Source organism: Arthrobacter rhizophilus (genome assembly GCF_026241105.1).
Taxonomy (GTDB): Bacteria; Actinomycetota; Actinomycetes; order Actinomycetales; family Micrococcaceae; genus Arthrobacter.
Genome location: NZ_JAPFFT010000007.1, coordinates 37,789 through 51,172, shown reverse-complemented (window position 1 = coordinate 51,172; position 13,384 = coordinate 37,789). Strand labels below are relative to the sequence as shown.

The window sequence follows — 13,384 nt, the reverse complement described above, 5'->3', positions numbered from 1 at the left end:
GGCTGCAAGGGGAGCAGGACCGGTCATGAAGACATCAACAGCTCTGGACGAGGTTACCGCCATCAACGGCGTTATCACCGATCAGCAACCCGTTGACTTCCACGCCTTGGGGCTCGCCGGCTGCATCGACCGCTTGGCCGCACCGCTCCGCCGCCAAGGGACCGAGGTCCACTGGGAGACGCCGCACCATGGGATTGAAATCTCGTCCGGCTCGGCGTCCCTCCTCTACCATGCAGCCAAGGAAGTCCTCAGCAACGCGTTCAAGTACGCGCACGCCCACGACATCACCGTCCGGCTTGCCGCCGTCTATCACGGGATCCGGCTGACCGTCACGGACAATGGCGCCGGCTTCGATAGCCACGCCACTGCCGCTAGCGGGAACCACGGATTCGGACTCCGCCTCATGTCCATCGCCGTCAATGAAGTGGGCGGCGAGGTCTCCATCGCCTCCAAGCCAGGCAACGGTACTTGCGTTACCGTCACGCTGCCGCTCGACTGACGTTAGGTCCAGTGCCCGACGGCGGCGGGCAGCACCCGCCGTCGTCATCGGTTTCAGCGCTGCTAGCCCCGCGCGGCCGAAAGTGCCGCACGGGTGGCCGCCAGCTTGGCTTCGGCGCCGGACCTCAGGAAGGCGAGGTCCGAGTCGACAGCCAGCAGATCGGCGTCGCGCAACGCACCGCTCAACTCGACTGAGCCACTGAACGCGCCGGTCAGCTTCCCATGATTTCGGGCCACCGCCAGAACGTGGACGATCGCGTCGAGGGTCCTCGGATCCGTGACGCCGCTGGCGCCGAGGGACAGGGCCAAATCGTAGGGCCCCACGAAGATCCCGTCGATGCCGTCGGCCTGGGCGATGGCCTCGGCATTGGTCAGCCCCGCGGAGCTCTCAATCATGGCCAGGCACAACACTTTCCCCTCGGGCTGCAGCAGCAAAGGAGTAGCGAAAGCGGATCGTGAAGCCCCGGAACTGCGGACACCCTCCGGCGGAAAAGTGCAGGCGGCGGCGATCGCCGCGGCTTGGGCCGCGGACTCGACCATGGGGACCACGACGCCGGCCGCTCCGGCGTCGAGGGCACGGCCGATCTCCGCCGCGCTGTGCCCGGACGTGCGCACCAAAGCAGGCGTTCGGTTGAGTTCGCAAGCGCGGAGCAACCCGGGGAGTCCGTCCAGGGTGGCGGTGCCATGTTGCAGGTCGATGCCGATCCAGTCGAATCCACTGCCGGACAGGGCCTCTATGCCATGCGCGTCCAGAAAAGTGACCCAAGCGCCAAGGCGGGTTTGCGGTTGGCTGTGCGTAGGGATCGGCGTCATGGATTCTCCTGGTCAGATTCGGGGGGAGGGCAGTTCAAGGGTCGGGGTCGACCAAGGCAAATCTACGGCAGGAGCGCAGGAGGAGCCTTGGGCAGACCGCCCTTCTGCCTGGCGGCCGATGGACGGATCGTGGGCGCCGTCCTTCAGGAAAACTCCTTCAACGCCTCCGTGAGCAACCTGCCCGGCGTGCCGAGCCGTACGTGGACTCCGTGTGAAGCCACCAGTTCCCCGGCAATGACGACGCCGATGACGTCACTCGCCGTCGCGCTGAACGCGAACTGCTGCGGCATGGAACCGGCAGTTCGCACCGAGTCCGGGGCCACAGCCATAAGGTCGCAGACTGCGCCTACTTCCAGCGCCGACGCTATGGGCGTGCCCATGGATGCCGCCGCACCGACCGTGGCAGCGCGAAGCAGTTCCTGCGGTGAAAACCTGCCCCGCTGACCGGAACCAAGGCGTTCTCCGAGCTCCAAGGTGCGCATTTCGACCCAGGGGTCGATCACGGCGTGCTGGTCCGTGCCGAGCGCGATGGTCGCTCCGGCGTCGGACAATGCGCGGGCCGGCCCGATTCCATCGGCGAGATCGGCTTCGGTGCTTGGACACATCACCACTGTGGCTCCAGCGTCTCCGAGGAGCTTGATGTCCTCCGGTGTCAGGTGAGTGGCGTGGACGGCGGAGAGCCGCGTGGACAACAGGCCATGCCGGGCAAGGAGTCCAGTTGGGGTGACGCCATAGGCCTGCAGGCAGGCCTCGTTCTCGGCCGGTTGTTCGCTCAGATGGATGTGGAGCGGAATGTCCGCGGGCAACTGCCGGGCGACCGTCTTGAGAGCCTCCTCGGGCACGCCGCGGACGGAATGCAGGGCGGCCCCCACGCTGACCATGTCCGGCGGAAAGGTCCGCGCGATTTCGGCCCTCAGCGAGGCGAGCCGGTCCAGCCAAGCCTGGGCGTCGGCGTCGCCGAACCGCGCCTGTTCCGGGCTGAGCGGCGTTCCGATGCCTCCCGCGAGATAAAGGGTGTCCAGCAAAGTGAGCCGGATCCCGGCCGCAACGGCAGCCCTTGCCAACGCCAGTTCCATGGCGTGCGGCTCCGGATACGGCGTCCCTTCGGGCTGGTGGTGGACGTAGTGGAACTCCGCCACGCTGCTGAAGCCGGACACCACCATTTCGGTGAAGACTGCTGTGGCGAGCTTTTCGTATTTCTCGGGCGTGAGTTCAGCGGCGCTCCGGTACATCTGCTCTCGCCACACCCAAAAGTCACCACGCCCATCGTGCGTCCGTCCGCGCAGGATCCGGTGGAATGCATGTGAGTGGGCGTTGGCCGCCGCCGGGAAGACGACGCCATTCAGGATCTGGTCAGAGGCTTCGGGCTGGACCCCGGTGGTGATTCCGGTGATTCGGCCGTCGCGTACTTCCAGCCGAACGCCCGTGGCAACCTCCGAAACCCCGGCCGAGGCGTCCGCGTTTACCAGCGCCGCCTCGCACCAGAACCCGTTCACAGAAGTCCCTCTAATACGTCGGCGAGCGCAACGGCGCCGGCCGAGGCGTCCTCGTCAGCCACGTATTCTTCCGGGGAATGCGAGATTCCGCTGGGATTGCGGACGAAGAGCATCGCCGAGGGGACATGTCCAGCCAGCACACCGGCGTCGTGCCCTGCGCCGGTCGCCAGAACCGGCGCCCCGGGCAGAAGATCGGCGAGGCGTCGGCTCAGGCCCGGATCGAAGTGCACGGTGTCGCTGTAGGACTCCTCCGTGAGGGTTACCGTACATCCTTCGCTCGCCGCGATTTCCCGGGCTGCGCCGTAGATCGATTCGATCAGTTGCGCCGTGACGGCGTCGTCGGGATGGCGGGCGTCAAGCCACAGGTCCACACGGGAGGCAATCACGTTGGTACCACCCGGAACGGGCGTCAAGCGCCCGACGGTGGCCCTCGCATCCGGCTGTTTGGCCGCGGTGTCGCGGACGGCAACGACGATCTGCGCGGCCGCGACCATCGGATCGGCACGGTCGGCCATGAGGGTTGTCCCGGCGTGGTTGCCTTGGCCGCTGACGCTCAGTTTCCAGCGGCCGTGGCCCAAGATTGAGCTTCCGACGGCGATGGCCGGCCCGCTCTGGCCCAGCCCCTTGCCTTGTTCGACATGGAGTTCGACGAAGTCGCCGATTCGCGCAAGCGCCTTCGGATCGTGCCCGACGTACCGGGGATCCAGTCCGTGGCCCCGCGCGACGTCGGCGAAAGTGTTGCCGTCGACGTCGCGCAGGTTCAGCGCCTTGTCGACGTCGATCGCGCCGGTCAGGATCCTCGAGCCCAGGCACGCCACGCCAAAGCGGGATCCTTCCTCTTCCGGGAAGACCGTGATGGCCAGGGAGCGCGTCGGCGCTGCGGCATTTGAGCCAAGGCTGCGGGACTTGAGGATATCGACGGCGGCCAGTGCGGAAGCGACGCCGAGCGGCCCGTCAAAGGCCCCTCCTCCGGGGACGGAGTCGAGGTGGCTGCCGGTGACAAGCGCACCGTTCTGGGGCTTTCCCCACCAAGCCCAGATGATGCCGTTGAGGTCGGTCTCGACGTCGAGGCCGCGCTGCTGGGCTTGTTCGATGAACCACTGCCTGAGGTCGAGCTCGGGGGTCGAGTAGACGGCCCTGGAGTATCCTCCGCGCACCGCATCGCGGCCCACGTCCTTGATTGAGTCAAGGAGCTGATTGACGGTTTCCACGTGTTCCTCCGATTAATGAAGACTGCCACCAAGTAAAACCAGATGCCATCCCACGACAAGACACTTGGCGTAAGAACCCTCACAATAGACAGAACGGAACTCCGCCGAAACCGCTTGTTCCGACGAGGAGTCTCAAATCCCGGAATCGTCCGCACACCGCGGCCACGGCTCCGCCATCGTGCGAAGCGGCGCTGAACGCGTGGAAAAGAAATAATCAAGCTTGAAAACTACCTGACGATGCTTCCTGAATTCGGAAACTAAGCATGCTTAGCTATGGACTACCGCCGAGGACGAGCGTAACCTAGCGTGCAAACACCGCACTGGGGAGGTGGAGTGTTTGGACGGGTATCTGGGACCCCGTGGCATTTCCTTATTACGCCCTGTTCTTGTCGCGACTTTTGGCGTAACCGCGTGGCTGGTGTGGCTTGCCGGTCCGTCGCAAGCTACTGACCTCCTGCCGTCGGTTCCGTCGGTTTCCATAGTCCCCGGTCCCCTTCCCGATCCCCTGCGGTCGCTGGTCGGTGACGTCCCTTCCGCCATTCCAAGTCCGAGCCAATTGGCGGGGATTCCCAAGACTTTGGTCAATCAGTTACCGAACAACGCCGCGCCACCCGCCGTTGTTGGAATCATCGATGCCGTGACGCCCCCCGTTGACAGCGCGATCGGGGAACTCCTGCCACTGCCAAAGCCGGCTTTGCCGCCAAAGCCGGCTTTGCCTTCAGTGCCCGGCATCCCGCCTCCTTCGGGAACAAGCGTTCCAGCCGTCCTCCCGGTCCCGGTGCCCGCAGGGCCTCCGACCAGCGCGCCGACCCCACCCGACCCCACCACGATTCTCCGTACCAGCGCTCTTTCACCAGCCGTCCAGACCGGACCGTCAGCCAACAAAAATATCCTTCGCTTCATTCCGGACAGGCCTGCTCCAATGTTCCCTGCCGAATTGGCGATGACGAACTCATCGGCAGGGGCTGTGGATCCTCCGGCGGACACGCCCGCTCCCGCGGCGGCGTCCCCACGCGAGTCGGGATCGACGTCGGGACCACAGGGAGGATCCGCCCATGGGGCGGCAGATCTCCCGGAACAGCGCGCGTTGGCACCGCCCTTCCACGACGGCCGGCTCCCTGAGGGCCGTGAGAACCCCGCTGCAGAACCCGCGTTCGATCCGGGGTCTTCCCCCGACTGACCAGGCCGCACCTGCCCCATGGCAGGCACGACCCACCTGCGCCACACCGCGCAGGGACAAGCCTCAGTCAGGAGAAGACCATGCAGGACCACACGAGTTTCATCGGAAATTGGCCCGACCCTATGCGGAGAGGAGGCAAATAACCAGCAATGCGACAGGCGCTCAGCGCCCATAAGGAAACAACGACGCCGGCCGTGCAGTCAGACTGACTCCACGGCCGGCGTCGTTGTGCTGGAGCTGTTGAAGCCGAAGGCTCGCTAGAACAGGCCAGTAACCACAGCCTGGGTGAGTTGGTGGAAGACGTCGGTGCGGGCCGGTATGTCGCTCTCGTTCTGACCTTTGGTGTAGACCACGAACACATAGGAACTGGTGCCCTTGGTGAGGACGCTGGCGTCGTGGAGTTCGTCGTCGAGCAGCCCGTACTTGTGGAAAACGCTGATACCGGCCGGTACCGCGGCGGGGATGAGGAATTCGTAGTTCGTGTTCTGCATGTAGGACAGCAGTTGCGCGGTGTCCTGTTGGTTCAAAAGCTTTCCGGTGTAGAGGTCAGCCAGGATGCTCGCCATCTCGCTTGGAGTCAGGGTGTTGTTCAAGGGGTCATAGCTGACGCCGATTGAGGCGGCATACGCCTGCAGTTCCGAGTAGCCCACGGCGTCCATGATCAAGGACCAGGAATCGTTGTCGCTCTCTTGGATCATGTCCTTGATCTGGAGTCCGGATGTGTAGTCCCCCAAGGGATCGTCAAGCGAAACTTCGCCTGTCTCGACAAGGTGATAGTAGGCTGCGGCAGCCAGGACCTTGGCCGTGCTTGCTGCCTCGAATGGCGCCTGGACCCCGTACTGATGGCTTGAGCCATTGGACAAGTCGATCAGTGTGACACCGATCTGGTACTGGTTGTTGGCGTCGAGGATGCCGTTGATCTCCGCGTCCAAAGCAGGAGTCACGCCTGGCGCCGGTGCAGCGGGCACAACCGGCGCCACCGCCGCGGGAGCAGGAGCCACTGCGGAGGCAGTCGGAGTCTCGGGCGCGACAGAAGTGGTCGACGACGGCACGGGGGCCGCCGCCGTCGGGGCCGCCGCCGTCGCGGTCGCGGACGATGTCGCAGTGGCGATCGCCGACACGGCACGGGCGGCGGATGAACGCGCATGTGCGGCGGAGTAGATCGTTGCCGTAAGGGCCGGCGCCAAGACAACCGCGCAGACTGTCAGCAAGGCCCATCGATATCGGAGGGAACTCCAAAAGTTCCGCCGATTTCGCTTCCGTCCACCCCCAAGACCGGAACCATGGGGCTCTTGCTTTTCCATAATGAACCAACCGTAGCTATGGCAGCTATGTAAGGGCTATGAAAATCCTGTCCGTCAGCCATATGTCGGCTGGGTGAATTTCAGGCGTCACGGAGCGGTGAGCCCAGCACGGTGAACCGACTGCCGCCCATCTCACCGGAAAGCAGCGGCATTGCCTCACCAATGGCGGCCCTCACGCTGTCCAGATGCAGCGATCCTTGATGCGCTTCTGCGGACTCCCACAGTTCGCAGACAAAGACCGTGTCCGGCGCTTCGTCGTTGACGCCCACCTCGTAGAGCAAGCAGCCCGCATCCCGCAGCTCCGGCTTCGGTCTGAGCAGGATGGAGACGACGGCGTCGCGTTGGCCAGGTTTCGTGCCGAGACTTCCCACGTTTGCAAAGGTCATGGGCCCATTGTGCTTCATCCCTCCGACTCTATCGAGGACGCGAGTACCGCAGGACAAAGTTCTTGAGGATCTTCATCGGTTCGGTCGCCGTGAACTTTCGGGCGTCCGCCATCAGCTGTTCCGCGGCATCGGGCGGGAAATATCCGGCGTAGCGATAGGTGCCGATCCGCGTAACCAGACCATCGGCATCGAGCTCCGGATGGAACTGAGTGGCGTAGAGGTTCCTCTTGATGCGGAACATCTGCACAGGGCAAGCGGCCGAGCCGGCCAGCAACACGGCGTGTCCTGGCAGGACCGTGCAGGCTTCCTTGTGGCCGGTAAAGGCTACAAAGCGCTCGGACATGCCTTTGAGGAGCGGGTCTTGGAGGCCATCCGCTGTCAGTTTGATGGTTACCCCGCCGAGTCCTTCACCGTAGGTACGGTCAATCACAGCCCCCTGGTGAAGTCCCAGGGTTCCGACGCCGTAGCAGGCCCCTAGAAAGGGAAAGTCGGCAGCAACAATCCTGTCCAGCAGCTGCGCGAGCTCCTTCTCCACCCGTTTCTGGACCGGACTCTTGTGCCCAGGCGGATCGCTCGAGGTAAAAGGGCTGCCACCCACAATCACGCCGGAATAGTCGGAGAGCTCAAGCGCCGGCAGGGGCGCCGCTTCCAGCCGGATGCGTATGAGCTGCTCGGGAGCCAGGCCTCCAAAACGAAGATACGCCTGGTACTCTTCCTCGGCGGCGGCGTCTTCGGCACGAGATGCGAGCAGGAGAAACGGCTTCACAGGCTAAGTGTGCGCTTGGCGGGTGTGACGCGCCAGCGGATGCCTCAAACATCCCCTTAGGGAGCAGTGAGCCGCCGTTCACGTGGAAGAAATGTCCGGATTTCTGCCGTCATGGCATGATTTCACCTCCAACCGGCCCAGAATCCGCGGAAACACAACGATCCTGCACCCCTGTTCCGGGCGACCCGACGCCCTCACGGTAACGGCGTTAACATTCCCGAAACATGCCCGTCATGCGTTCTTCACGCCAGTCCCACTTATGTAACGTCCCCGCAATTTTTCCTCGCATTGCCGGAAACACGGAACCGGAAATATTGAGCAGGGGAAGAACGGGGCCAGCAACGGCGGCCCTCCTACGGCACTCCGATAAGAAGGGAAACGCACGTGAATATCACTGCGGAAAACGTTTGGGTGATGGTGTCAGCGGCACTTGCGCTGCTCATGACTCCAGCGCTCGGCCTCTTCTACGGTGGCATGACCCGGGCCAAGGCCTCCCTCAACATGATCATGATGAGCTTCATCTCCGCAGGCATCGTAGGTGCCGTGTGGATCCTGTGGGGCTACTCGATGATCAGCGGCAAGAGTGTCCTGGGGATTTTCGGCAATCCGTTCAGCAGCTTCGGTTCGGCGGACCTGGTTGGCTCCACCGATCTCATCAAGCTTGGCTTCAGCGCTACCTTCGCTATCGTCACCGTTGCCCTCATCAGTGGGGCGATTGCCGACCGTGCCAAGTTCACTTCCTGGGTTATCTTCGTCCCCATCTGGATCACGCTGGTGTACTGCCCCTTGGCTTTCATGGTCTGGGGCGGCGGCCTCCTGAGCCCCGGCGGAGCCATCAGTTCCGTCTTTGGCCAGGTGATTGACTTCGCGGGAGGCACGGTTGTGGAAATCAGTTCCGGCGCCGCCGCCTTTGTCCTGGCGTTGATCCTGGGCAAGCGCCACGGCTTCGGGAAGGACTCGAACCACCGCCCGCACAACCTCCCCTTCATCATGCTTGGCGCTGGCCTCCTGTGGTTCGGCTGGTTCGGCTTCAACGCCGGCGCTGCCACGACGGCGGCGCAGGCCGGCTTGATCTGGGTCAACACCCTTGTTGCCCCAGCCGGGGCCATGCTCAGCTGGCTGGTGACGGAGAAGATCCGGCACGGCCACCCCACATCCTTGGGTGCGGCATCCGGCGTCGTTGCCGGCCTCGTGGCCATTACCCCGGCCTGCGCCAACGTCGCTCCGGCCGCAGCCCTTGGCCTGGGCCTTGTGGCCGGTGCCGCCTGTGCCGTGTTCGTGGACCTGAAGCACAAGTTCGGATTCGATGACTCGCTCGACGTCGTGGGCGTCCACCTTGGTGGCGGGCTTGTAGGCACCCTGGCGCTCGGATTCATTGCGCTGCCGGTCAACGGCAAAGGTGGAGGATTGTTCTACGGCGGAGGGCTCCAGCAGCTCGTGGCGCAGATTGTCGCCATTCTTGTCACCCTTGCAGTATCTGGAGTCATGACGGCGATAATTGCCCTGGTCATCCACAAGACCGTTGGATTCCGGGTCAGCCAGGAGGCCGAGCTTGCCGGCGTGGACCTGTCCGAGCACGCCGAGACCGCCTATGAGTTCGGCGGACTGTCCCGGAGCCACTTCAACGCCCTTCCCCACGCAGTTGCGCTCCCCCACGTCAACATCCCGGTTGCCGCCGCGTCCGTCCCGGTTTCAGCCCGTGCCGCTGACGCCGCTTACGCCCCCGCGGCCAGTGCCGCCGTCGAACTCCAGCGCGAAAAGCAAGCCGACCCGGCATAGCGGAAGCAGGCATTTCCGCGGCCGCAGCAGGCGCGTACGCTCGTTTTGTGGATATCGTCGATTTCCTGTCCGAGCGCCTGGACGAGGACGAGGCCGCGGCGCGCAAACTCCTGGGCGACCGTTCCGTCTCCGAAGCGGGCAAATGGTACGAGCGCCGCCTTCTTTTGGAATGCGCGTCAAAACGAAGACTGCTCAGCATTGTTGAATCTGCACGGCAGACGGCCTTGGCAACCATGGTCCACCACGCGCTTGGAGATGACCCGCGGTGGATTCCGGAGTCGATCGAATGGACCACGAAATCGTTGAATGCCCTTGCACTGCCCTACTCGGACCATCCGGATTTCGATCCGGAATGGCTGGCGGAGACGTAGCTGGCGGGGTGTGCAGCACTCCTTTCCGCGAGCCGGGCTCCCCGGGGGAAATCGGCAGGATCTTGCCGAAATTTGGTTTTGGTGACCTCACAGCAGTCTAAAGGATCGATTTCGGCAGCATCTTGCCGATTTAGGCAAAATGGTTCAGAATGGACCTAGGAAATTGCCAAATCGGCAACATCATGCCGAATCCGAGGAGACTCGTGGAAGACCTTGCGGCCATCGCGGCGAGCATAAGGAAAGCCCGCAAAGAGGCCGGAATCACTCAAGCGGACCTTGCCGACCTTGCTGGAACCTCCGAAAGGACCGTTCGGGCGATCGAAACGGCCGCGGGCAATCCTTCGCTGACGGCAGTCGTGGCGGTGGCGAACGCCGTCGGCCTTCACATGGCGGCCAGCTGATGGCCGACGATCTCCAAGACCTGAAGTTCGTCCGCGCGGCAGACGTTCATAAGGGCGGTGCCCTCGCTGGCCGCCTCGTCCGCACGGTCCACGGTGGGGTGAATTTCTCCTATACAGCCGAGTATCTGACCTCCGGTTTGCCCGCGGTTGCCAGTTCATTGCCCCTGGCAGACCTTGCCGTGGAGACGCCCGCTGGCGCTCTTCCGCCATTCTTCGCCGGCCTGCTGCCGGAGGGGCACCGACTGAGCGTGCTCAGGGACGCCACCAAGACCAGCCTCGACGACGAACTCACTCTCCTGCTCGCTGTCGGAGCCGATGCCCCCGGAGACGTCCAAGTGGTTCCCGCCGGGGAAATCCCCGTGGAGCCGGCACCGCTGGCCGACATCTCCAGACCCGAGGAGCTGGACTTCACTGCCTTGGCCAACGCGGTGGACCGTCATGCAATCCCTGGCGTCCAAGACAAGGCAAGCGCTTCCATGCTGACCACGCCCCTGTCATTCAAGGGGCAGCGGTATCTACTCAAACTTGACCCGCCCAATCATGCCCACTTGCTGGCGAACGAAGCGGCACACCTCTCCGCGGCCAAGGATCTCAAGATCCCGGTAGCCAAGAGCCGCATCATCACGGACATGCACGGGCTGCCGGGGTTGTTGGTGGAACGCTTCGACCGCGTCCGGGACGAGGACCGCACTTGGGTGCGCTTGCCCATGGAGGACGGAGCCCAAGTCATGGGCCTGCCACCGGCTTCCAAATATTCTGTGAAATCCGAGGACGTGGCCTCTGCACTGGCCGGGATGTGCAAAGCCCCACTCGTGGCAAGCCGCAATCTGTACCTCCAGCTTGTTTTTGCATGGCTGACCGGGAACGGCGACCTGCACGCGAAGAACCTCTCGGTCCTCGGGGGCCAGCACGGCGAATTTGTCATGGCTCCGATCTACGACATTCCGTGCACGCTGCTGTATGGAGATGACTCGCTCGCGTTGCCGGTATCCGGAAAAACCAAGAACCTCAAAGCAAGGCACTGGGCCGATTTCGCGGCGTCCATTGGCTTGCCGCAGCGAGCAGCTGCCACGGCCAATGCACTGGCCCTGTCAGCTTCTGGGAAGGTCAGGTTGGAGGACCTGCCGTTTACGGGGTCGCCGCTCCGAGGCGCCCTACGGGAGCTGCGATTCCGGCGCGGAGAGCTGGACGGCTGACTGCCGCGCCCGCGCTCGAGGACCTTTAGATCGACTGCCGGTATCCGAAGAACTCGTGGTCTTCGTTGTAACCACCGAAGCCGCCACCCACCTCGGAGAAGTCGGCTACAAATTCGATGCCTTTGATCCACTTGACCATCTTGAAGCCGAGCTGCACCTCGTTGCGCAGCCGGAGCGGCGCACCGTGGCCATACGACAGTGGAGTACCGTTCATGTCGTAAGCGAGCATCGTGAGCTGATAGCCCATCTGCTCGATCGGATGCGCGTCGTAGTAGTCGCCCTTATCCGGTCCATCGCCCAACGAATAGAGCACCACCCACTTTGCCTCCGGCGTCGGCTTGACCAAGTCGAGGATGGCCTGCATCGATACCCCGCCCCACTTTGCCACTCCTGACCAGCCTTGGATGCAGAAGTGCTGCGTGATCTGCTCGTGGTAATCCATTGACCGCAGCTCGGCGAGGCTCAACTCGACTGGATTGCCCACGAGCCCGTTGACGCGCAACCGGTAGTCCAGGAAATCGTTGTTGAACAGGTTCTTGTACTCTTCGGATACAGGGTACTGGCCGTTGAGCCACAGGTACGGCGAGATGTCCTTCTCGGTGTACTGCCCCGGGCGTGAGTCGATGTGCTCGAATAACCGCTCTGCCGGGCCGATCAGCGCGGAACCGGCCCTCTGGATGAGGCGGGGATGCCGGAAGGTAAACGGTGTGGCGGCAACCCACCCCAAAATGATGACCACCATCGACGCAGCAAAGATCCAGAACCCGATCCAGGATTGGTCGTTGCGTCCCGCGTACATGTGGTTGAGATTCTCCAGCGCCCCGGTGGTTAGCACCAACGCCACGTGAAGGACGATGAACAACAAGAACCAGCACAGCACCAGAAAGTGCAAGGACCGGGCCATCTGAATGTTGAAGACCGAGCTGATACGACGAAAACGCGTGGAGAGCGCCGGGGACATGCCCAGCCCGGTGACCAGCGCCAAGGGTGCGGCGATGAAGATCGTGACGAAGTAAGCGATCAGTTGCAGGCTGTTGTAGTTGGTCCATCCGCTCTCGATCGGCCAGTCCAAAGAGAGGTATTGGATGACCACCGAGATCGAGTTCGGGATGACGTCCCAGCTCAGCGGGACCACGCGCATCCATTGGCCCGTCGCGAACAAAAGCACAAAAAAGACGATTCCATTGACCAGCCACAGCGTGTCGATCCCGAGGTGCCACCAGCGTGCCAACCCGATGGAATGCCGCAGCCCAGGCAGGCCTACCTGCTGCGGCAGGCTGATCGAATCCTTCTTAGCCGTCCACATTGGATCTTCCGGCACTGGCTTCTGTACCCGGAACCAATCCCGTCCCGGCGTCGAATGCCGCGTCCAATACAGTCGCGGGTGATCCGTGAGTATCTGTGCACCCGAACGGATGATGAAGATCAAGAGGAACATATTGAGGAAGTGTTGCCACCCCAGCCACGCCGGAAAGCCCACGGGCGCGCCCACCGGCAGCTTTGAGGCTCCCGGATAGGTCTTCAGGAACGACTCGACGGGAGGCAATCCCCGTATCCCCTTCGCGACGGCGACCGCGACGATGAGCAGTACGAAGCCGATCGGGAGCAACCAGAGCAGATTGAACCACTTGCTGTGGCTGATCCGGATGCGCGGGGCGATGCCGCGATCCTGCGGAAGCGAATCGGCGAAAGTCATCGGATCGATGACGTCCTCTCCGCGTTTCAACTCGCTCCGGAAGCTGCGCCCGGCACCAGGCTCGGCGTGCGCCGTCGGGTCCCTCGGCGCCGGGTCCTGAATCGGATCCCGCGGCGTCGATCTGTCGGCTGTCATGAGGCCGAGCCTAGACCCCGGCTGGGGTTTGAACTACCAAACCGGGTGGTTCATGGAGCAAGCGGTACCGACCGACCCACTTCATCAGTTCACTGATGATTTAGCTGACGGTTCCCTGTGAGTCGGACCAACGTGTTTCGCGGCTCCTAGCT

General features: G+C 63.3%; 14 protein-coding genes. 6 read left to right on the top strand and 8 right to left on the bottom strand.

Features of this window, described 5'->3' with window-relative positions:
• Positions 1-25 precede the first annotated feature (25 nt).
• Positions 26-499, top strand: a complete 474-nt coding sequence (locus OOZ51_RS08010; protein WP_265978789.1) for a sensor histidine kinase — start codon at positions 26-28, stop codon at positions 497-499.
• A 62-nt stretch (positions 500-561) separates the two neighbouring features.
• Here the strand turns inward: OOZ51_RS08010 and OOZ51_RS08005 are convergent, their stop codons facing one another.
• The 5 genes from OOZ51_RS08005 to OOZ51_RS07985 all read right to left on the bottom strand — a co-directional run bounded on the left by OOZ51_RS08005 (position 562) and on the right by OOZ51_RS07985 (position 6,142).
• On the bottom strand, positions 562-1,311 hold the full coding sequence (locus tag OOZ51_RS08005; RefSeq protein WP_265978788.1) for an HpcH/HpaI aldolase family protein: 750 nt from the start codon (positions 1,309-1,311) through the stop codon (positions 562-564).
• Between the two features lie 143 nt (positions 1,312-1,454).
• Positions 1,455-2,807: a formimidoylglutamate deiminase gene (locus OOZ51_RS08000; RefSeq protein WP_265978786.1), complete on the bottom strand. Its 1,353-nt coding sequence runs from the start codon at positions 2,805-2,807 to the stop codon at positions 1,455-1,457.
• On the bottom strand, positions 2,804-4,018 hold the full coding sequence (locus OOZ51_RS07995; protein ID WP_265978784.1) for an allantoate amidohydrolase: 1,215 nt from the start codon (positions 4,016-4,018) through the stop codon (positions 2,804-2,806). Before OOZ51_RS07995 ends, OOZ51_RS08000 begins: the two co-directional genes overlap by 4 nt.
• A gap of 585 nt (positions 4,019-4,603) precedes the next feature.
• The gene (locus OOZ51_RS07990; protein WP_265978783.1) at positions 4,604-4,750 is read right to left on the bottom strand and encodes a hypothetical protein; all 147 of its coding nucleotides are present in this window, start codon (positions 4,748-4,750) and stop codon (positions 4,604-4,606) included.
• A 705-nt stretch (positions 4,751-5,455) separates the two neighbouring features.
• Positions 5,456-6,142, bottom strand: coding sequence for a serine hydrolase (locus OOZ51_RS07985; protein WP_265978781.1), 687 nt, complete (start codon positions 6,140-6,142; stop codon positions 5,456-5,458).
• On the opposite strand from OOZ51_RS07985, the gene OOZ51_RS07980 reads away from it, so the two are divergent.
• Positions 6,108-6,359: a hypothetical protein gene (locus tag OOZ51_RS07980; protein ID WP_265978780.1), complete on the top strand. Its 252-nt coding sequence runs from the start codon at positions 6,108-6,110 to the stop codon at positions 6,357-6,359. The genes OOZ51_RS07985 and OOZ51_RS07980 overlap by 35 nt on opposite strands.
• A gap of 223 nt (positions 6,360-6,582) precedes the next feature.
• Here the strand turns inward: OOZ51_RS07980 and OOZ51_RS07975 are convergent, their stop codons facing one another.
• Together OOZ51_RS07975 and OOZ51_RS07970 are read right to left on the bottom strand one after the other, a co-directional pair.
• Entirely contained in the window at positions 6,583-6,888 is a 306-nt protein-coding gene (locus OOZ51_RS07975; protein WP_265978779.1) for a putative quinol monooxygenase, read from the bottom strand.
• Between the two features lie 28 nt (positions 6,889-6,916).
• Positions 6,917-7,654, bottom strand: coding sequence for a glutamine amidotransferase (locus tag OOZ51_RS07970; RefSeq protein ID WP_265978777.1), 738 nt, complete (start codon positions 7,652-7,654; stop codon positions 6,917-6,919).
• 384 nt (positions 7,655-8,038) lie between these two features.
• Between OOZ51_RS07970 and OOZ51_RS07965 the strand changes: the two genes are divergently transcribed.
• The 4 genes from OOZ51_RS07965 (at position 8,039) to OOZ51_RS07950 (ending at position 11,401) form a co-directional block, all read left to right on the top strand.
• The gene (locus tag OOZ51_RS07965; protein WP_265978776.1) at positions 8,039-9,433 is read left to right on the top strand and encodes an ammonium transporter; all 1,395 of its coding nucleotides are present in this window, start codon (positions 8,039-8,041) and stop codon (positions 9,431-9,433) included.
• A gap of 47 nt (positions 9,434-9,480) precedes the next feature.
• The gene (locus tag OOZ51_RS07960; RefSeq protein WP_265978774.1) at positions 9,481-9,804 is read left to right on the top strand and encodes a DUF6221 family protein; all 324 of its coding nucleotides are present in this window, start codon (positions 9,481-9,483) and stop codon (positions 9,802-9,804) included.
• 203 nt (positions 9,805-10,007) lie between these two features.
• The gene (locus tag OOZ51_RS07955; RefSeq protein ID WP_265978772.1) at positions 10,008-10,205 is read left to right on the top strand and encodes a helix-turn-helix transcriptional regulator; all 198 of its coding nucleotides are present in this window, start codon (positions 10,008-10,010) and stop codon (positions 10,203-10,205) included.
• The gene (locus tag OOZ51_RS07950; protein ID WP_265978771.1) at positions 10,205-11,401 is read left to right on the top strand and encodes a type II toxin-antitoxin system HipA family toxin; all 1,197 of its coding nucleotides are present in this window, start codon (positions 10,205-10,207) and stop codon (positions 11,399-11,401) included. The genes OOZ51_RS07955 and OOZ51_RS07950 overlap by 1 nt, the downstream gene beginning before the upstream one ends.
• Before the next feature lie 25 nt (positions 11,402-11,426).
• On the opposite strand, the gene OOZ51_RS07945 is transcribed toward OOZ51_RS07950, so the two are convergent.
• A complete protein-coding gene (locus tag OOZ51_RS07945) occupies positions 11,427-13,232 on the bottom strand; it encodes a molybdopterin-dependent oxidoreductase (protein WP_265978769.1) in 1,806 nt (601 codons plus the stop codon).
• Between the last annotated feature and the right edge of the window lie 152 nt (positions 13,233-13,384).